The organism is Streptomyces sp. NPDC088246 (assembly GCF_044741025.1).
Classification (GTDB): Bacteria; Actinomycetota; Actinomycetes; order Streptomycetales; family Streptomycetaceae; genus Streptomyces.
The window spans coordinates 1-19,882 of the sequence record NZ_JBIURV010000042.1; the positions used below are offsets into that span (position 1 = coordinate 1).

Annotated in this window: 15 protein-coding genes and 1 pseudogene; 8 read left to right on the forward strand and 8 right to left on the reverse strand. The window is 70.0% G+C overall.

All coding sequences use genetic code 11. The features are described 5' to 3' along the window. Positions 1-85 precede the first annotated feature (85 nt). From ACIPEK_RS36435 to ACIPEK_RS36450, 4 genes and pseudogenes are all read right to left on the reverse strand, one after another. Entirely contained in the window at positions 86-364 is a 279-nt protein-coding gene (locus tag ACIPEK_RS36435) for a hypothetical protein (protein ID WP_402005309.1), read from the reverse strand. Between the two features lie 57 nt (positions 365-421). Further along, on the reverse strand, positions 422-1,180 hold the full coding sequence (locus tag ACIPEK_RS36440) for an SDR family NAD(P)-dependent oxidoreductase (RefSeq protein ID WP_402005312.1): 759 nt from the start codon (positions 1,178-1,180) through the stop codon (positions 422-424). 46 nt (positions 1,181-1,226) lie between these two features. Then, positions 1,227-1,718, reverse strand: a pseudogene (locus ACIPEK_RS36445) (MFS transporter); the annotation flags it as partial. 78 nt (positions 1,719-1,796) lie between these two features. Next, complete coding sequence (locus tag ACIPEK_RS36450; protein WP_402005314.1) at positions 1,797-2,381, reverse strand: TetR/AcrR family transcriptional regulator; 585 nt, start codon at positions 2,379-2,381, stop codon at positions 1,797-1,799. A 220-nt stretch (positions 2,382-2,601) separates the two neighbouring features. On the opposite strand from ACIPEK_RS36450, the gene ACIPEK_RS36455 reads away from it, so the two are divergent. Continuing rightward, positions 2,602-3,732, forward strand: coding sequence for a site-2 protease family protein (locus tag ACIPEK_RS36455; RefSeq protein WP_402005408.1), 1,131 nt, complete (start codon positions 2,602-2,604; stop codon positions 3,730-3,732). A gap of 106 nt (positions 3,733-3,838) precedes the next feature. Here the strand turns inward: ACIPEK_RS36455 and ACIPEK_RS36460 are convergent, their stop codons facing one another. The 4 genes from ACIPEK_RS36460 to ACIPEK_RS36475 form a co-directional block, all read right to left on the reverse strand. Next, complete coding sequence (locus ACIPEK_RS36460; protein WP_402005317.1) at positions 3,839-5,923, reverse strand: PQQ-binding-like beta-propeller repeat protein; 2,085 nt, start codon at positions 5,921-5,923, stop codon at positions 3,839-3,841. 39 nt (positions 5,924-5,962) lie between these two features. Further along, positions 5,963-8,164, reverse strand: a complete 2,202-nt coding sequence (locus ACIPEK_RS36465; protein WP_402005320.1) for a protein kinase — start codon at positions 8,162-8,164, stop codon at positions 5,963-5,965. A gap of 4 nt (positions 8,165-8,168) precedes the next feature. After that, the gene (locus tag ACIPEK_RS36470; protein ID WP_402005323.1) at positions 8,169-9,095 is read right to left on the reverse strand and encodes a serine/threonine protein kinase; all 927 of its coding nucleotides are present in this window, start codon (positions 9,093-9,095) and stop codon (positions 8,169-8,171) included. Positions 9,096-9,525: 430 nt separating this feature from the next. Continuing rightward, the gene (locus ACIPEK_RS36475; protein WP_402005325.1) at positions 9,526-9,738 is read right to left on the reverse strand and encodes a transcriptional regulator; all 213 of its coding nucleotides are present in this window, start codon (positions 9,736-9,738) and stop codon (positions 9,526-9,528) included. 84 nt (positions 9,739-9,822) lie between these two features. Here ACIPEK_RS36475 and ACIPEK_RS36480 point away from each other — a divergent pair, with 84 nt between their 5' ends. From ACIPEK_RS36480 to ACIPEK_RS36510, 7 genes are all read left to right on the forward strand, one after another. Continuing rightward, the gene (locus ACIPEK_RS36480) at positions 9,823-10,392 is read left to right on the forward strand and encodes a hypothetical protein (protein WP_402005328.1); all 570 of its coding nucleotides are present in this window, start codon (positions 9,823-9,825) and stop codon (positions 10,390-10,392) included. Positions 10,393-10,735: 343 nt separating this feature from the next. Next, positions 10,736-11,335 (forward strand): hypothetical protein, encoded by a 600-nt coding sequence (locus tag ACIPEK_RS36485; RefSeq protein ID WP_402005331.1) that lies wholly within the window; start codon positions 10,736-10,738, stop codon positions 11,333-11,335. Between the two features lie 752 nt (positions 11,336-12,087). Beyond that, positions 12,088-12,864, forward strand: a complete 777-nt coding sequence (locus tag ACIPEK_RS36490; protein ID WP_402005334.1) for a polysaccharide deacetylase family protein — start codon at positions 12,088-12,090, stop codon at positions 12,862-12,864. Positions 12,865-13,055: 191 nt separating this feature from the next. After that, positions 13,056-14,594 carry a hypothetical protein gene (locus tag ACIPEK_RS36495; protein WP_402005337.1) on the forward strand — a complete coding sequence of 513 codons (1,539 nt, stop codon included), beginning with the start codon at positions 13,056-13,058 and terminating at the stop codon, positions 14,592-14,594. 113 nt (positions 14,595-14,707) lie between these two features. Next, on the forward strand, positions 14,708-16,039 hold the full coding sequence (locus ACIPEK_RS36500) for an AAA family ATPase (RefSeq protein WP_402005340.1): 1,332 nt from the start codon (positions 14,708-14,710) through the stop codon (positions 16,037-16,039). A 131-nt stretch (positions 16,040-16,170) separates the two neighbouring features. Beyond that, positions 16,171-17,376, forward strand: a complete 1,206-nt coding sequence (locus ACIPEK_RS36505) for a VWA-like domain-containing protein (protein ID WP_402005411.1) — start codon at positions 16,171-16,173, stop codon at positions 17,374-17,376. 659 nt (positions 17,377-18,035) lie between these two features. Next, positions 18,036-19,307, forward strand: a complete 1,272-nt coding sequence (locus tag ACIPEK_RS36510; protein WP_402005343.1) for an LAETG motif-containing sortase-dependent surface protein — start codon at positions 18,036-18,038, stop codon at positions 19,305-19,307. Positions 19,308-19,882: the final 575 nt, after the last annotated feature.

The following is a 19,882-nucleotide window of genomic DNA, read 5'->3' on the forward strand; positions in this document are numbered from 1 at the left end:
TCAGACAGCTCGATGGACTCGGCCTCGGTCATGTTGTTGCTGGTCATCGGTGCATCTTCCGTGATCAGGAGTTACACCGAACGTTTTACAGTCCCACCTCGGCAGCCTTCGGCGCCGGGGGCGCGGCCGTGAGACCTGCGCACCGGAGGCCGAGGCGCCGGCGCGCCACCGACGGGACGTTGCTCAGGCCGCCTACTTCGCGGCGGGCACGGTTCGTGTCCGCCGCCGATGGCATCCGGAGTGCGCTCGGTCCGGGCCGGCCGGGTGTTGTCCCCGGACTGTGGAGTGCCGCCGAGTTCAGGACGCGGGTGATCCGGTCGGCGTCGAGGTCGATGTGGGCGGCCTGCGGGGATGCGCCCTGCATTCCAGCCCGTCGTGGTGAAGCCTCTTGCTCGGGGACGTCATCTCTGTCTACGAACTGTCAGGCTGATGACCCACTGTCGACGACCAGGTCGGTGCCGACCACCGCGCCGGCCATGGGTGAGGCGAGATAGAGCACCGCGGCCGCCACTTCTTCGGCCTCCGCGACCCGGCCGAGTGGGTTCTCCGACTTCACCCGCTCGGCACGGTCGGCCTCGGTCTCGCCGGGCCGTACCGACATGGGAGCGGCGGAGGCGCCCGGGCTGACCGCGTTGATGCGAATGCCCTGGTGGATGTGGTCGAGAGCGGCGGCGCGGGTCAGCGCGGAGACCGCTGCCTTCGAGGTGATGTACGCGGCGGCGTTCGGGATACGCAGGTGTGCGCCCAGGTTGGAGGAGACATTGACGATGACCCCACCGCCGTTCTCCTTCATGTGCGCGATCTCGTGCTTCATGGCCAGCCAGACGCCGGTGACATTGGTCCGCAGCACCGCGTCCCAGTCCTCCTCGCTCACCTCCCCGACAGGTACGGTGCCGCGGAGTATCCCCGCGTTGTTGACCGCGATGTCGAGCCCGCCGAAGCGGGTGATGCTTTCGCGTACGAGGTTCCGGAGCCGGCCGGAGTCGGTGACATCGGCGGTGACGGCGGCAGCCGTGCCGCCGGCCGCCTCGATGAGGGCAACCGTCTCGTCCAGGGAGGCCGCGGTGCGCCCCGCGGCGACCACGGATGCGCCCTCGGCGGCGAAGGCGAGCGCGATCGCGCGGCCGAGACCGGAGCCTGCGCCCGTGACGAGCACGGTTTTGTTGGTGAAGCGGTTCATTTCAGCAGCTCCTTCGACTGATGGATTACTCGGTGCGGTGGTTCAGGAAGGCGACGACGGCAAGGGCGACCCCCGTCGCGCCGAGTACGGAGAGTCCGCCCCAGGTGGCCATGGCCCTGCTGTACGCGGTGGGGGAGGGGAAGACGACGCGCAGCACCGCCATGGCGGCGGGCGCGACGAGGGCCGCGCCGGCGCCCTGTGCGAAGCGGGCCGCGACCAGTGCCCCGATGCCGGGAGCGAACGGGGCGGCGGCCGAGGCGGCGGCGAAGAGGACAAGGCCCGCGGCGAAGGCACGCCGCCCGCCGTAGCGGTCGGCGAGGCGGCCACCGAAGAGCAGCAGCCCGGCGAAGGTCAGTCCGTACGCGGCACCGAGCAGAATCAAGTCGGGCCGCTGTAAGTCGAATTCCCGCCCGATGCGAGGCAGCGGTACGGCGATCGTGGCAAGCGTGAAGATCAGGGTGGTCTGGATGCTGCCGAGAAGGACGAAGACGTATCGGTGCTGCACGTCAACGACGTGGGTGGCTCCCCCGGCGGTCATGCCCCTCCCTTATATTTGATCGATCGGTCCATTATTTGGGTGTGCAGAAGGCGGCTCGGTGGCTCCGGCGGGTGGAATTCAGTCCAGCAGGGCCAGCGCCTGTTCGGCCGCATCCCGCACCCGGGCGGGATCGCTGGACGCCTTGCCGACGATCCGTACGCCCTGCAGCAGGACGAGCAGCATGCGGGCCAGTGCGCGCGGATCGCGATCCTCGGACAGCTCGCCCTGGGCCTGGGCTCGTACGAGCGCGGAGTGCAGCGGGGTTTCGATGTGCTCCCAGCTGATCTCGACCCGGCGGGCCGCCGCGGGGTCGTGCGGCGCCAGTTCGGCGGCGGTGTTGGTGATGAGGCAGCCATTCAGCCGGCTCTCGGGGGAGGCGGCCTCCGAGGCGAAGCGGCGTACCACCGCCCGCACCGCGGGCAGTGCGGGTCCCGGCTGGGACAGCTCGGCGAGGAGGAGCGGATCGCGCCCCTCGGAGTACCGGTCCATGGCCTTCAGGTACAGCTCGTGCTTGTTGCCGAAGGTGGCGTAGATGCTGGCGCGACCGATGCCGAGGTGCTCGACGAGGTCGGCCATCGACGTCGCTTCGTAGCCGCGTCGCCAGAACAGCTCAAGGGTCGACTGCAGCGCGGCGTCCGGATCGAATTCCTTGGTCCTGGCCACACCGAGACCCTAAGCCTATGTAGAACGATCAGTCAATAAAAGCCCGTTGTGACGGAACCGGAGTCCACGGAACCGAGGAGGGAACGCGCCCCGGGTTCCGGCCGACGGCGGGAGATTCCGAGAGCGACAATGGTGGGTGGGTGACGTGCTGGTCGGTTCATGGAATCAGGTCGCGAGGTCCTGCCCGATGGACCGGGTGCCGCGCCGGCGGGAGACGACGATGAACGGCTCGGTCCGTGTCGGACAAGTTGTCGGGGTACCACTGCGGATGCACTGGAGCGTGCCGCTGCTGGTGGTCCTGTTCGCGTACGGTCTCGGCCGCCAGACCCTCCCCGCATGGACCCCAGGGCGCTCGAATGCGGTCTACACCTTCGCCAGTGCCGTGGGGGCCGTGCTGCTCATGGGCAGCCTCCTGCTCCACGAGACGGCACACGCTGCGACTGCCCGCAGGAAGAAGATCGCGGTACAGGATGTGACGCTGTGGGCGCTGGGCGGGATGACCCGGATGGGGCGACCACCGACGGCCGCGGTGGCTTTCGCAGTGGCGATCAGCGGGCCGCTCACCAGCCTGGCCATCGGAAGCGCCGCGCTCGGAGCGGGAATCGGGCTGCACGCGATGTTCGGCTGGGCGGTGCCCGCCGCCGTTCTGGTGTGGCTCGGCTGGACGAACCTGTTCCTGGGCGTGTTCAACCTCCTTCCCGCTGCGCCGCTCGACGGCGGCAGGGTGGTGCAGGCGCTGTTGTGGTGGCGTACCGGAGACCGGGAACGTGCGGATCGGGCGGCCTCCCGAAGCGGTCAGGTCGTGGGCTGGCTGCTGATGGCCTTCGGCTGGATCTCCTTCCTGCGCGGGGTTCCGGGTGGGCTGTGGCTCGTCGTCGTCGGTCTCTTCATCACGCTCGTCGCCGGCAGCGAACGGCAGCGCGCTGTGATCCACACATCACTGCGGGGCGTCAAGGTCGCCGATGCCATGTCCAGCCCGGTGACCACCGGCGCCGACTGGCTGACCATCCGGCATTTCATCGACGAGGTGGCAGTGAACTCGCGCCATTCCGCCGTGCCGCTGCTCGATTTCGAAGGCCGTCCCAGCGGGATCGTTCAGATAGGCAAGCTCGCCCGGATACCGGGAGCGCGCCGGGAGGAGCTGCGCGTGCGCGAGGTGGCGACCCCGCTGTCACAGTGCGTGGTTGCCGCCCCGAGTGATCTTCTGAGTGAGGCTCTCGACAAGCTCCGCCCGGGTACTGGCATGCGCATTCTCGTCGTGGACGGGCACCAGCTGGTGGGGATCGTCACCGCGAAGGACATTTCACGGCTGGTCCAGCGGCACACACTGGGGGGCCGAGGGCCCGACTGAGCCCGGGGCCCGCAGCGTCGTCGGCGATGTGCACCCCCGCCCGAAGCCGTTGTGGCGCTGCCTCGGGCAACGGCGGCACCGGCGGGTCCGGGCAGTGAGCGTACGTTCAGAACACCGGCAGGGCGACGACCGAGCCCTTGTTCAGCAGGAACACCCGGTTGCCCGCGGCGGCCATGTGCCAGGGACCTTCCGACTCGGGTTCGTAGGTCCACATGAGCCGGCCGTCCGATTCGCCGCCCGGGACGTTCCCGAAGGCCGATACGCCCGACGAGGTGCCCCCCTCGACGATCCACAGGGTGTTGCCCTGGACGACCGGTGGAGTGCGGGACGGGAGGGTGCCGTCCGGCCATGAGACATCGGCTTCGCTGCCGGAGGCCTTGTCGACCCGGTAGAGACGGCCGTCGTCGATGGCGGCGATGTGGTCGTCGGCTATCGCGGGAGAGCCCCACCCGTCCTGATCGGGGTTCAACGACTGCGAAGCCGCGGACCAGACCTCGTCGCCGCTCTGCAGGTCGAGTGCCAGGAGCGACTTCCCGCCGACGTAGACGAATCGTTCCTCGATGGCGGGGGTCAGCGCCGTCCTGGCATGGCCGCCCAACTGCCAGGCGTTGTTGCCGTCGGCGGAGTCGAGGGCGAAGTAGTGCCCGTCCGCTGTACAGACGACCAGTCGGCCGGGTCCGGCACCGGCCACGGCCGCCGGGTCGATGACGATGCCTGCGGGGGCCTCCGCGATCCAGCGGACCTTGCGGGCTTCGGTGTCGACCGCAGCCACCTCGCCGTCCTTCGTCAGCACGTACACGAGCGCCGCGTCGGGCGCGGTGGCCAGTAGTCTCTCCGCCTTCGCCGGGACACTCCACCGCGGCTCACTGGTGGACGCGTCGAAGGCAAGGACGTTGCCGTCGGCGTCGGCCGCGACGAACTGATCGGCCGTCAGCCGCAGGAAGCCCGCGGGCGGCGACACCTCCGGAAGCGACCACTTCTGCCGGCCATCGGTCACCCTGTGCGCCGTAAGTCCTCCCGACGGGCCGGCGAACATGACGACATCCCGCACCGGCAACAGCATGGACGCGCTCGGAGCGGCTGCCTTCAGCGGTCCCCACAGGGGTTTTGGCGGCGTGCCCGGCTCGTACTCGCCGGAAGTCAGCAGCTTTGCCGGTTCGGCGTCCGCAGCGTCGGGCAGATCGGGCCCCCTGGTCAGCCACCAGGCTGTTGCGCCTCCTCCCAGTGCCAGCACCGCTCCGCCGGCGGCGAGCGAGGTGAGGAAGAGCCGCCGCGACGGCTTCGCCCCAGGAACAGTGGTGCCGGCCAGAGCGGTGAGCTGATGTGTCCGGGTCTCGTGCTCCTTGATCTGCCTGCCGAGAATGCCTTGTTTCCACAACCGGTGTGCGCCGCGAGGGGGTGCGAATGTCTGGATGAGCGACGAGGGGTGGGGACGGTGTGCGGGCTCTTTGGCCAGGCAGGGGGCGATGAGGGGGCGGAGCGCTTGCGGCACGGCGTCGAGGGCGGGGCTTCCGTGCACCACTTCGTACTGCACCGCCGCGACATGCGCACCTTCGTACGCTTGCCTGCCGCTCGCCGCGTACACCAGTACCGCACCGAGGGAGAACACGTCGGCCGACGGGCCGACACGCTGACCCAGAATCTGCTCGGGTGCCCCGTATCCGGGGGTGGCCGGTGCCTGGCCCGTGGTGGTGAGGGTGAGGCCGTGCTCGGGGCGTGCGATGCCGAAGTCGATGACGCGGGGGCCCGAGGAAGTGAGCACGATATTGGCCGGCTTGAGGTCGCGGTGGATCAGCCCCGCCGCGTGAATCTCCCGCAGCGTCGATGCCAGGGCGCCTGCCAGCGCGCGTACGCCGGCGTCGTCCAGCGGCCCGTGGTCCGTGATCGCCTGCTCCAGTGTCGGCCCCGACAGATACTCGGTGGCGATCCAGGGCCGCCCGCCCTCGGTCTGCGAGCCGACGACGCGCGCCACGCCGGTGCTGGTCACCGCCTGCGCGGTCCGGGCCTCGCGCAGGAACCGCTGGGCGAGGTTGCGGTTGTGCGCGAGCTCAGGACGCAGCACCTTGACGGCCGCGAGGCGGCCGGAACTGTCGTGACCTACGTACACCTTGCCCATGCCGCCCTCGCCGAGCACTCCAGCGATGCGGTACGGCCCCAGCCGGATCGGGTCGCCGAAACTGAGAGGTTGCATGGTGTGAGCCGAGCCCTTCATGGTGATGAGGTGGGGAGCCTATGAGGAGGCATGGTCCGAGGGCTCCAGCGGAAGAGCGACCATGGGTCCTTCGCCGACGCCGATGAGCAGTCCCGCCGTGATCAGGGCGGTGAACCTGTCGAGACTCTCCGGGTGGAGCCAGGCGGTTTCGTGGGTCCGGAGATCGATCGCGCGCAGCCCCGCCGCACAGTGCTTGTAGATGTACTTGTCGCCGACAGTGGGTGCCACCTTCAGCTCGTGTCCGGACGACACGGGATTCTTCTCCCGCCACAGGAGTGCGCCGGTGTCTGCGCTGAGGGCCACGAGACCCCGCGCTCCCGCCGCTTCCACCGCGTAGACGACTCCGTCCTTCACTGTGGGAGGTCCGTACCCGGTCACGTTCGTTCCCTGGTACCTCCAGGCTTCCTTGCCGTCGGTCATGCGCCGCGCCCGCACCGCGTCCGACGCGGTGTAGAGGTGCTTGCCGTCCACGGCGATGGGACTGCGGGCGGCATCGTCGGCGTTGAGGCCGAGGGGCGCCCGCCAGACGCCGGTTCCCGTGCGCGTGTCGCAGACGAGTACGTCGACCCCGCCGGATTCCGTACGGAAGAAGAGGACCAGGCTCGAGCCGATCGCGCGCACGCCGGTCACCCAGGGGTACTCCTCGGGCGCAGGCTCGTCCAGGATCAGTTCGGTGCGTCTCTTGCCCGTCGAGAGCGAGAAGGAGGCGATGAGCCAGCCTCGTCCGGGACCGACGCCGCTGGACTCGTCGGTGTCTTCCTTCCGCACCCGCGCCGTGAGCAGCCAAGCGACGTCACCGCCGACGCAGAGAAGCTGATTTCCCACCAGCTTCCCGTTGTATGCCTTCTCGCTGACGGCCGGATCCATCAGTGCTCCGTCGTCGAGGTCGATCTGCGCGATACGCAGTCCTTCCCTCGGGGACAGGGAGTAGTCCACCGCGAAGAGCTTCGCTCCGTCCGTGGCCACGTCCCACGATCTCAGCACCGGGTTGACGGACCAGAGGTTCCGCCCGCTCGACGCCTCGACGGCGCTCATTCCGGCCCCGTTGGTCACGATCAACTTGTCGCCGACCACCAGCGGACGCCCCAGCTCGGCGGGTGACGCCGTGGCGATGCTTCTCCGCCACAGAGCCGCAGGAGCGTTGCCCGAGCCCGCGGACTTCGGCGTGTCCGAGTCCCGCCCTCTCGTCGATGCCCACACACCCGCGGCGATCCCTGTCGCGGCCAGCAGCGAACTGCCGCTGATGGTCAGGAGCTTGCGGCGGCTCATGCCGGGCGCGGCGGTGACCGGGACGGTCTCGGCGGTTGCGTGATCGGCGGGGATGGGAAGCCGCTCCGGCTGATGCTGCCAGACCTCCGATGCCCGCCGGGCTATGTCTGCCAGTAGTGCATCGGGCAGATGGTCGGCGAAGTGGCCCTGACCGCCGTGGAGTTGACCGGCGAGGTCATGGGTGGTGGGCCGCCGGGCCGGGTCCTTGGCCAGGCAGGGACCGAGGACCGGGGCCAGGGCCTGGGGGAGGCCGGTGAGGTCCGGGTCGGCGTAGCGGACACGGTAGAGGAGGTCCGCCGGCTGTCCGGTGCCGAAGGGACCGTGGCCGGTGGCGGCGTAAAGAAGGACTCCGGCGAGGGCGAACACGTCGCCCGCAGGGGTGTGTTCCTGGCCGATGGCCTGCTCGGGGGACATGAAGGCAGGGGTTCCGGCGGCCGCTCCGGTGCGGGTGAGGCGGTCGTCGCCAAAGGCGCGGGCGATGCCGAAGTCGATGATCTTCGGGCCGTAGGCGGTGACCATCACGTTCGAGGGCTTCAGGTCGCGGTGGACGACGTCGGAGGTGTGGAGTTGGGCGAGGGCCCCGGCGAGTGCGGCGCCCAGCGCGCGTACGGACGCCTCCGGCAGGGGGCCGCAGAGGTCGATCGCGTCGTCGAGGGGCGGGCCGAGGACGTATTCGGTGGCGAGCCACGGGGTGGGCGCCAGGGGGTCGGCGTCGACGACGACGGCGCCGTGGTGGCCGCCGATGATGCGGGCCGCGTCCGCCTCCAGGCGGAAGCGGGTGCGTGACGCCGGGTCGGTTGCGATGGACGGGTGCATGGTCTTCAGAGCGACGGTGCGGCCGCCTGTCGAACGAGCCAGGTAGACGGTTCCCATGCCGCCGTGGCCCAGCCGCGCGAGCAGCCGAAAGCCCGCCAGCCCGGCCGGATCGTCATGGGTCAGAGGGGAAAGCATCGCGTCAGATCCTGGCCGTCCGTGAGATCGGAGTACTGACTTCCGCGGCGAGGACCTCCGCGGACTGGCGCGCCATGGCCGCGACCACCCGGCTCGGCAGCCAGCCCGGCCCCAGCAGCGCACCGGCCGAGTCCAGGACCGTCGCCATGGGGGTGGACGACGCTCCGGGCAGCGCGCGCAGTACCTCGGGCGCGGTCGGGCGGGCGGCGGCGTCGCGCGCCAGGCAGCGCGCGACCAACGAACGCAGTGACTCGGGTAGTTCCGCGGAGTCGGGGACCGAGTGGCCGGTCGCCGCGTATGCCAGAACCGCACCCAGCCCGTAGATGTCGCCGGGCGGCCGGGGCCGCCCGCCCGATGCCTGCTCAGGGGCCAGGCTGCCGGGCTCGAGCCCGGGCAGGCCGGTGCGCTGCTCGCCGTCCGGGGCCGCCGTGCGGACCGCGCCGAAGCAGGTCAGGCGCGGTCCGTCCCAGGCGAGGAGTACGGAGGCGGGGGACAGACCGGCGTGCGTGATGCCGATGGCGTGCGCACCCGTAAGGGTCTCGGCCAGGGCCGCGCCCAGGGCTCGGACCGTGCGCTCGGGCAGCGGGCCGCCGTGTACGGCGAGCGCCACCGGGAGCGGGAGTACGGGAAGGTACGGAGAGGCGTACCAGGGGGTCTCGGACGGGGCGGCAAGCTCGGCGACGGGCAGTACCCACGGGCCGAGGAGCCGGCAGCCCGCGTCGGCCTCGGCGAGGAAGCGCCCCGGATCGGCGCCGTCGAGCGGCGCGCTGATGAGTACCGTACGGTCACCGTCCGCGCTGCGCCCGATGAACCGGCGTACAGGAACCGGTGGTTGGCCGGGGCCGCTCGGATCGAGGCGGGTGATGAGGTGGTACGGGCCGATCCGTCGCGACCCGTCCGGGCGTGAGCGTTCCGTGCGTGCTCGTTCCATCTGCGAATCCCCCCAGCCACGACAACGGCCAGATGAGATTACCCGCGTGACGGCGCGGGCCGACTGGAGGGTCGGGGCGGCGGGCCTCAGGACCGGCTTGCCGGCTCGGGATGAAGAAGGAACATGCCTGACGGCCCGGAGCACGCGTGGCATCCGCAACTGCCCGGGGCAGTGGAACGGTCTCCAACGGCCTTAGAGCCTGTCGGATGACCTCTGACCGGGCAGCCACGCCCTGGCACGCACGCTTCCCGCGTTGCCGAAATGCCCTAGTAGCTCCGCTACGAGGACATCCCGGCGCCTTGGAATCGCACGCACCAGACCGCGTCCGCTATCCGATCGAAGGTCACCCGACAGGCTCTTACGCGCCAACACGTTCTTCCAGCCCGGTGCGCACGGTCCGCGAGGAGCCGCCGGTGCAGGTCTGTGAGGTTCACGTAGCGGTTGCCGTGCTGTGAGTCAGCTCTGGGACGATGCTCTCCCAGGCGTCGCGGATGTCGCAGCTGATCAAGGTGCGGAGAGCGGGCCACATGTTGATCAGCAAATCCTGGTTGCGGTACTGCACCAAGGCGTCGTGCATGCCCTCGGCCAGGACGATCCGGTACCGGTAACGGCTCATCCGCAACCGGCGTCGGTCGAGATCCAACCGGGACAGGCTGGACCACGCGAGGTGCAGCGGCAGGTCGACGGTGCGGCGTCAGGGGAGACGTCGGTCGGGAGGGGGATCGCGTTGTCCGGCACGGTGGTGCGGCTCGGCATGCTGCCGCACAGGCACAAGTGGATCAATGAGGCTGTCGCTGGTGCTTCAGCTGCGCACTGGGCGGGCGACCCTGGGGTGATGGAGGCCATCACAGCCCTGGCCGACAGCGAACACCTCGCGGTCCAGGTCGCGGCGATCAAGGCATTCGCCTCTGGGTGGCCGGGCGACCCCGTCTGCCGCGACGCGATTATCCGTCTACTCCACACTGGTGGCATAAGCTACGTATATATTACGGCCATCAAGGCCCTCGGAGAGCAATGGCCGCAGGACATCGTCGCTGGCAGTGCATTGTGCTGTCTCGCCCGCATCTCCGGCAGCGGTATGGAGATGGACAGCAGTGTAGAGATGGCGATCGTTGACGCCCTCGAAACAGGGTGGCCCGACTTGCCCGAGGTTCGCAGCACCCTCATGACGTTCGCAGACCGGGGGCGCACCTCCGCCGTAGGAACAGCGGCGATGTACGTCCTTGCCCAGCGCCGGCCTGACGACCCCGACATCCGCAGGATGCAAATGGCCTTTACCAAGGGCTTCGGATGGTAATGGGCTGACCTCGCCCGCCCGGAGGCCTGCAAGAAGTCCAGGCAACAAGAAAGGCCCGGCTCTGTGACCTGGGCCTTCGTCGTGGAGCGGGTGACGAGAATCGAACGCGCGCTCTGAGCCCGCCGAAGCGGTGAGTCACCTCTTGGGCCTCATCATATTTCTCTACGAGGCTGCGTTTCGTCGGCGATTCGAGAGGATTTGTCTACTGTTCTGTCGGAAGAAATTACTCGGAGGGTTGACTGTACTGTCGTGAGCGCAAAGATATGCGCAAAGGGACTGGCTGTTCGTTTTCATGATATAGTCCTAATGAATTTATAGGACGCCACGAAAAAAGGGGAATGGCGTGAATACCGAGAAGGTTACGGCTCGACGTCTTACGGCCGCAGAGGTTGCGGAATTGGGCCTCCAGGACGACATCTTCGTCTCGGCGGAGATGGATGGCCTTCCTCTCGACTGCTACGCCCCGGCTTTCCTTACGGGGCCGGGTAAGAATTTCGAGGGAGGGTCCTTCACTGCGAGGACGATCTTCGGTGAGGAAATTCATGTCCTCCCGGACAATGTCGAAGAGCGCGGGATCTGGATTGCCGACAAGGCAGGGGAAGAAATCGAGGTTCTCCAGAGTGCCGGCGTCCTTCTGAACCTCGCCCTCTTCGTGCCTGACGGGAGCAAGGAATCCCTGGAGTCGCTCTACTCCGCCGCACGGGACGCGTTCGGCGCGGGGATCGTTCAGCGCTGGAGCGAGGAAACCGTCGCGGTGCCGGACGTCAAGGTCGACCTGTACGAGGAGCCGGCCCGGGCGCGGAAGAACACGAACAGCCAGAACCGCGACCGCCGTGCCCTGGACATCTACCCGACCCGAGTGCGGTTCCTGGAGCCCAGCGATGGCTGGAGGTTCATTGTCGAACCGCACAAGGAGATCGTCGATGAAACACCGACGATCTGACCTGATGGCAGGTTAGCCTCGGTCTTTCGCGTGAGCCCGTCAGCTTGCTGACGGGCTCTCCTTCGTTTGTTGGGGCGTGTGGGCAGGCCGCTGGCCCGATTGTCGCGTTGGGTGGGCGCCGGGGTCCATGTTTCCGGTGGGATGGTTCAGGCTCCTCGGGACAGGTGGATCTGCTGATCAACCGGGGTTCGGGAGGGCGTCGAGTCGCCCGATCGCGCTGGTGATGACGTCGGTCCAGTCCCAGCGGTGGGTGAGCCCGCAGGGCGTCGGCGTCGGTGAAGCGCAACTGGGTGCCGAGGTGCGGCCGCTCCTCGCGGACGAACAGCCGCATGCCCTTCGGCCAGGCCGGTCAGGCGGTCTCCGTCGAGCTTGGCGACCCAGCAGCCGTCGCGGATCTCGCCGCCGGGTTCGATAGCGGGCATCCAGGCGGAGGGCAGGACTGTCAGCACGGACTGGTGAGTCTGCCCGGTGATGGTCATGCCGACCGAGTGGGGCAGCCATCGGCCCTGCTTCGCGAACCATTCGACGAATGCGTGGGTGCCTCCGCCGCAATCCGTGCGGATCGGTGTCTGCCGCCCTCGGCGGCACCTTTTCGAGGCCGTTGCGCCCCTTCATCCGACGCGGAGCTCCTGTGTTTGTCGCCGGCCCCCTGCGAATTCGTCAGCGATCGGTAACAGAGGGATCGTGTACGGGCGTTCGTATGTCTTCATGGGAGCACGGCATCGGCGGAGACAGCAAAGGGGCGGGCGGACATGGCGAGGCACAAGGGAAGGGCATGGCACGGTCGGCTTCTCGCGGCGGCGCTCGGCGTGACAGTGGTGGCCGCTGCCACCTCGGTGTGGACCGCACAGGCCGGCCCCGTCGGAGGGGGTCCTCAAGCGCGTGTCTCTGCGCCGGACGCCCAGCGCCAGGACCAGGTGGCCAAGGTGTCGGCGGACATCGCGCATGCCTCGGACCGCGGCGCCCGGGGCGTCAACATCACCATCGACGACGGACCGGACCCGGTCTGGACACCGCAGATACTGCAACTGCTGAAGGACAGCGGTGTGAAGGCTACGTTCTGCATGGTGGGCACGCAGGCCCAGGCGTACCCGGACCTGGTCAAGGAGGTCGTGGCGGCCGGGCACCGGCTGTGCGACCACACGATCTCGCACGACACCACCATGGACACCAAGTCCGAGGCATACCAGTCCCAGCAGATCCTGGATGCCGAACGAATGATCACCAAGGCGTCCGGAGGCGTCCGGCCGCAGTATTACCGGGCCCCGGGCGGTGCTTTCACCCCGTACAGCCGGCAGCTCGCCGCGTCCCGGGGGATGCGGCCGCTGGGCTGGAACGTCGACTCCAAAGACTTCGAGCGTCCCGGTGTGGACACCATGGTCGCCACCGTCAAGAGCGAAATCTCCAACGGGCCGACCGTCCTCTTCCACGACGCGGGAGGGGATCGCTCCCAGACCTTGGCCGCTCTGCGCGAGGTGCTGCCCTGGCTGAAGCAGCAGGGGTACTCCTTCGGCTTCCCCGTGCGGTGAGTGAGGCTCGCCCGCACTGACATCGGACCCGGACCCCGCCGCGCGACTGCGGGTGTTGCGGCGTGCGTCGAGGAAGGCCGACGGGCGGTCGAACGGGACTGACAGAGCATCATCGTGGTGCTTATGATGCCGGGGATGAAGAACTACTCCTCGTACGGATCGGGGGAATCGTTCGCGCAAGGTGAGTGCTGATGGCACATCACTTCGCGAATGCGATTCCGGCCCACCTGTTGATGTGGCATCACGTGCGCGAGTACGCCGTGCCACCGTCCATGATCGAGACCGCGACCGCACGGCGTGCGGTTGGCGACTGGGCCGGGGCATGCGCCGCCGCCCGGGTCGACATCGATCTCGATCTGCGCGCCGTGCGTGACCGCCACGGCACTGATCTTGTCACCCACCTTCGTGCAGATTTGCGCCGCCTGGCCCCGGATCTGCTCCGCTGGCACATGCCCCGGATCGCCCCCGACGGGCGGCTCCGCGCCGGCCTCACCATCTCCCTGGCCCGTTACCGGAGGTCCGGCGCCACGCCGCTGCAGCTGGTGGTGCGGACACCGCCGGCCTGGGCGGACGCCGGACAGCGGATGTCCCTGGCCCTGTGGGAGGAGTCCGGGAACGGCCCAGGGTGCCTTCCGCATCCGCATCCGCATCCGCATCCCAACCGGCGTTTCCGGCTCGACCTGCACCGGCATCTCTGGGACTCCGAGCGGAGCGGCGAACTGGCGGTGCGGTGCGGTGCGGGCGGGGCGCCATCCCTGGTGCCGCCCGACCTGCCCCACGCACCCGCTGGGCCAGACGTGCCGGACTTGCCGGACTTGCCGGGTCGGCCCGCCGTCCGTGATGTCTCGTGGGAGTCGGCAAGTTGGGCTGCCGAGGCGGAGTTGCTGTTGCAGGCCGAGGGCTGCCCTCGCGGAGCCTTCACCGTACGGCTCGGTACGCGGAGCCGCGCCGTGCTCGAACTCGTCGCCCCCGACGACAGCCATGCCCCGACGTTCCGGCCGCTGCGGGAGACGCTGCCGCCGCAGGAGGTCGCGGCGCTTCCGGTGCTGCCGGAGGTGGCGGCCCGGGTCCTTCCGGATCTGGAGCTGCTGCGGGCCGGGCTGGTCGCGACCGATCGGCTGCATCCGCTCGTCGCCACAGCACTGGCGGCGTTCGGCTCAGCGGCGTCGTCCAGCTCGGGACCGGCGACCGGCCCCGCCCCCCAGCCCGGTGATCCGCACCGGGTGGAGTGCCGGGGTGAGGTCCACCGGATAGCGCTGCGGGACGGGACACTTACGGCGATCGATCACGACCCGGCACAACTGCGCCGGGAGGAGCTGCTGGTGGCGCTCGGCGGGCCCCCGCTGCCCTGCCTGCGCGCCATCGACGAGGTGCACCGTGACCCGGAGGCACTGCCTGCGGTCCGGGAGCGGCTGGGCCATGGCGACGTCACTGGGGCCCTGGCCGTGGTCGAGGGGCTGCTCGGTCCCGGTGCGGTCCTGCGCGACGGGCCGCTGCGGAAGGAGCTGGAGTCGGCTGCGGCCCGCCGCATCGACCACGGGCTCTTCCGCTCGGGGTTGGTCGCCGTGCACCCCGGTGCCGGTTCGGTAGCGGGCGGAAAAGCCTCGGACCCGAGGCACGCGGAGGCGGGCCACCGCCCCCGACTCGACCGCCGTACGCCTCCCGTAATGCGCCTCAAGCAGAGCAGCCGGGCCCGGCCCCGTACCGGCCTGAACCTGAGTACCGGCTGACCGGCCGCTTTACCTGAGTCCCGTGCTCGCACTGCGCATTGCGCGCGGCACGCCCACGACATCCGGGACGGGCCGTCCCGTCCCGTTCCCTCATCCCACCCAAGGTGATGCCCATGACCTCCAGTACCCTCCTGCCCGCCTCGGTCCAGGCCGTCGGTGCGCCCGCCCCCGCCCCTGTCGGTGTGCCCGCGCCCACCCCCGTCGGCGCATCCGGAACCGGCACCCAACTCGCCGTCGCCGACGACCTCCTGGCCCTCCTGCGCACGACCACCACCGAGCCGCGCCCCGACGAGCAGCTCGAAGCCCTCACCCTGGCCGTCGCGGCCGACCTGCCCGTGCTGCTCTGGGGTGAGCCGGGCATCGGCAAGACCGCGGCCCTGACGCAGCTCGCCACTTCCCTCAACGTGCCACTGACGACCGTGATCGCCAGCGTCCACGAGCCGACCGACTTCTCAGGGCTGCCCATCGTCGGCGACGACCCGGCGGTGCAGGGGGTGCCGATGGCGCCGCCGCAGTGGGCCGTGGAGCTGGTGCGGGCCGGGCGGGGGCTGCTCTTCCTGGACGAACTCTCGACTGCCACACCGGCCGTCCAGGCCGCGCTGCTCCGGGTCGTCCTGGAGCGGAGGGTCGGTGCGCTGCAACTGCCGCCGGAGGTACGGATCGTGGCCGCGGCCAATCCGAGCGCGTCGGCGGCGGACGGGTGGGAGCTGAGCCCGCCGCTGGCCAACCGGTTCGTGCATCTGTACTGGGTGCACGACCGGGAGGTGGTGGTGCGCGGGCTGGGCGGGGTCTGGCCCCGGGCGGAGCTGCCCCGGCTGGTGCCGGAGCGGTTGCCGGAGGCGGTGGCTTTCGCCCGGCGCGCAGTCTGCGGATTCCTGGAAGCCCGGCCGACACTGATCCACCGGCTGCCGAGCACGGAGGCACGGCGCGGCGGTGCCTGGCCCTCGCCCCGGAGCTGGGAGGCCGCGTTGGCCCTGCTCGCCTTCGGCACGGCGGCCTCCGTCTCCCGGGAGGTACTGGCGCTGCTGGTGCGGGGCACGGTGGGGGACGGGCCGGGGCTCGAACTCCTCGCCCATCTGGACCGGATGGACCTGCCGGACCCGGAGTCGCTGCTCGCCGACCCGGCATCCGCCGAGCTGCCGGTGCGGGGCGATCTGCGTCAGGCTGCGCTGGAGGCGGTGGTGGCCGCCGTCGGGGCGCGGCCCGAGCGGGCGCGGTGGGAGGCGGGCTGGGCGGTGCTGGTCCGGGCACTGGAGACCGGCGCCCCGGACCTGCTGGTCGCCCCCGCGACGGCGCTGGCCGCGCTGCGGCGCGACGACTGGGAGGTGCCGGCGGCGGTGGAGCGGCTGGTCGGGGTGATCGGTCTCGCCCGACGGGCGGACCGGTCGGTGGGGCGGGTCGCGGCGGCGGCCGATGCCCGGCGTGCGACGACGGTAGGCCGATGACGGGGGGCGCGAAGCACCCTCTGCCGCGCCCGATGGCCCGGCCCGCGCCGCCGCGCCCGGTGCGGGCCACCGTGCCGACGCCACCGGCCGGCTCCGGCACGCCGTACGGCCCGCCCGGACTACCGCTGGACATGGAGAAACTGCTGGCCGCCCGGCTGCACGCGGTGAAGGTCCGTCCCTACCTGGCAAGCGCACTCTTCGCGCTGCACGTGGTGGAGGACCGGTCGGTGCCGACGATGGCGGTGGACGCACACTGGCGCTGCTACGTCTCCCCCGGCTTCGTGGCGCGCACCCCGGTGGAGGAACTGGCGGGCGTCTGGGTGCACGAGGTCTCCCATCTGCTCCGGGACCATCACGGGCGGGGCGAGCGGTATGCGCGGGAGCACGAGGAGTACGGGCCGGGTGCGCGGCTGCGGCGGAACATCGCCGCCGACTTCGAGATCAACGACGACATCTACGGTGACGGTCTGCCCCTGCCTGCCGGGGCGGTGCTGCCGTCTCTGCTGCGGCTGCCCGACGGGCTGTTGATGGAGGAGTACCTGCGGACGGCGTCGATGTCAGGGCTCACCGGGGACCTGGCCTGGCTGGACTGCGGCAGTGGTGCCGACGGGCAGGGCCGGCCGTGGGAGCTGGGGCCCGACGGGGCACACGGGCTGAGCAAGCAGCAGCGGGACGCGGTCCGCTTCCGGGTCGCCGAGGGGATCAGGGGCCGGCCGGGCGACGCTCCGGAGGGATGGCGCCGGTGGGCCGACGAGGCGTTCCATCCACCGCAGCCGTGGCGGCGGTTGCTGGGGGCGGCGATCCGCTCCGCGGCAAGTGCGCCGGGGGTGGGCGAGGACCATAGCTACCGGCGTCCGTCCCGGCGCTCGGCCAGTGTCCCCGGAGTGCTGCTGCCGAGCCTGTGCCATACGCCGCCCCGGGTCTGCGTCGTGATCGACACCTCCGGGTCGGTGAGCGACGCCGAGCTGGGCAGCGCGCTGCTGGAGGTGGCGGCGATCTCGCGGGCGGTGGGCGGGCGGCGTGACCTGGTTTCGGTGATCTCCTGCGACGCGGCGGCCGGGGTCGCCGTCCCGCTCTGCCGCGCCGAGAACATCGAACTGGTCGGCGGCGGGGGAACGGATCTGCGCTCCGGCTTCGCCCGGGCTCTCCGCTCCCGGCCCCGCCCTGACGTGATCGTTGCCCTGACGGACAACCAGACACCGTGGCCCGCCGCGAAGCCGCCCTGCCGCACCGTTGTCGGTCTCTTCCCCCGTCCCGTCCGCGTTGCGGATGAAGAGAACCCCGACTATGTCCCGGACACCCCGCCGCCCTGGGCGCGTGTCGTCACCATCACCTGAGAAATCGCGGCGGCGCGGTGTCGCCGGCCGGGCTGCTGTTCGTGGGGGGAGGGGGGAGGGGGAGCCTTTCCGACGCTCGACCTTCGGACGTGAATGGATGAGTTGTCCTTCCAACGGACGTCCGTCAGCGTCTCGATCAGCGAAGCTTCCCGCAAGTCGATGGTCAGTCCTGGGGCACCTTCATTGTTCTCTTGCTCAGGAGTTGCTTCGCGGCCTCGATTGCTTCCCTGTTGAGTTCCTCGACGGAAATGCCCCGGCTCTCCTCCCGTCCGTCCAGGTTGTGAGCGCAGTGGACCAGTGCCTCCAGGTCTTCAGGACAGTCGAGGTCATAGGCGATGTCTGCCCAGATGGGATGCGCTGCCGGCGACAGGGCCGCGTACGCGCAGGTGCAGGCGCTCGCCGGGTGGGGCGGTGCCGGAGAGGCTTAGAACGACGCGTCCAGGGCCGTGTGGCATTCCTCACAGCGAAAGTACAGGCATTGAAAGCAACTGCACCCTTTCGTCTTTTCTGTCTGTCCCGGTGTTGTGGTGTTGGCCGGAACAGGTGAAAAACTTGTGACGGTGGACCGTTGCCCCGGCCATACGATCACCTCGAGTCGCATCTGCGTGTCCCATTCCGCTGCGACCCCTTCTTCTCTTTTCGGACCCCGAAGGGCTCTTGTGAAGATTCGCCGGATTCTTGCCACAGCTGTTGCCGCCGCGGTGACCACGCCTGCCCTCCTGCTGTCAGTCACCCCCGCGTTCGCCGCCGACAAGCCGGCAGCGCAGACGCAGGAGAAGCCGACCATCACGGAGCTGGAAAAGGCCGCCGCCGCAGCGAAGGCGGCGTACGACGACGCAGTAGCAGCCGAGAGTGCCGCCCGCGCGGCTCTGGAAGCGCTCCTGTCCGACACCTCTCCGCTGGCCGTGGCGGCCAAGGCCGCCGAGGCCGCGGCGGCCGACGCCGCCACCGCGAAGACCGACGCCGACCAGGCGGTCGTCGACGCCAAGGCGGCGGTCGACGCCCTCCCGGAGACGGCCACCGAGGAGGAGAAGGCCGCCGCGGCGACGACTCTCACCAAGGCAGAAGCCGCCGCCACAGCCGCCGCCGATGCCAAGGCCGCCGCCGATGCCAAGGTCGTGGAAGCCCTGGACGCGCGTGACGACGAACGGGTCGCCGCAGCCCAGAAGCTGGACCAGGCGCAGAAGGCCACCAAGGCGGCGCTCGCTGACAAGATTGCCGCCGACAAGGCGCTGGCCAAGGCGAAGGAGGAGGGTGAGGACGGCGAGGACTGCGTCCCCGAGGCCAAGCTCACCACGGTTGTCACGGGTCTGCCGTCCACAGTCGTCGCCGGCACGAAGGTCAACTTCAATCTCCGGGTGACCAACGGCACCGACAAGACGATGGACGAGGTACTTCCGTTCGCCTACGTCCACGCGACCGACAAGAGCGGGCTCAAGGACATCGACGACCTGGTGCACCTGCAGTGGTCGTCCGCCTCGTCCTCGACGTGGAAGACCGTCGACAACGAGCACTACATGGACGCCATCAGCCCGCTGAAGGCGGGTGCCCACGCCGACGTCAAGATGCGCCTCACGGTCGACGCCTCGGCCCCCGCGGGCAACGGCGTCACCTTCGTCGCCGGTGACTACTTCAACGACAACGGCACCTGCGGCGGGAACCCGGACCTCGAGGGCTACGAGTTCCTGATCGCCGCCGCGGGAAGCAAGCCCGGCAAGGTCGACGACGCCAAGCCCAGCACGACCAAGCCGAACACCTCGGACCTCAAGCCGCAGAGCGGCGCGTCGGCCGGTCCCGTGAACGGCAGCCTCGCCGCCACGGGCTCGTCCTCCGCGACGTCGCAGCTCGCCCTCGCGAGCGGCGCGGCCCTGGCGATCGGCGCGGGCGCGGTGTTCGTCGCACGCCGTCGCAAGGCCGGCTCCCACGCCTGACGCATGAGGCGGGGTGCCGGCCAGGCACCCCGGCCCACGCGCTGACCGCCCAGCGGGCCCGACACCGAGCGGTGCCGAGCCCGCTGTGGTGACACGGCCGCCCCGGCGCGTAGTCACCTGGCGGACCAACGCCTACGGGCCCGGAGTCCGGAGCGCGGCGGCAGGGCCCGTAGCAGGCAGTCCAGACCTTCTCGGCAGCCCGCCTGGCGCCTGCTCCGCACCGAGGCGCCGGCCGCCTGCGGCACACCGCCCTCGTGCCCGAGACGAGCTACGCCTCTCTCCCGGAGTTGGGGCACGCGGAGGGCACGGCGAGGTCGGACAGGTCCAGGCAGCAAAGAAGCCCCCGGCCGCTGGCCTGGGGCTTTTTCATGGAGCGGGTGACGAGAGTCGAACTCGCGCTCTGGGCTTGGGAATCAGCGGTTCTTGGCAGGCCGAAGTTGCTTTGGCCTGCGTGTTTTCCTGGAGTGGGGTGGTTGGCTGTGGTCCCTGGGACCCGTACGTGACCGCTGTTGACCGCTCCGAAGGGCACGGATGGGGCACGGCGGCCGAGGGGCGGGCAACTGCCGCGAAGTATT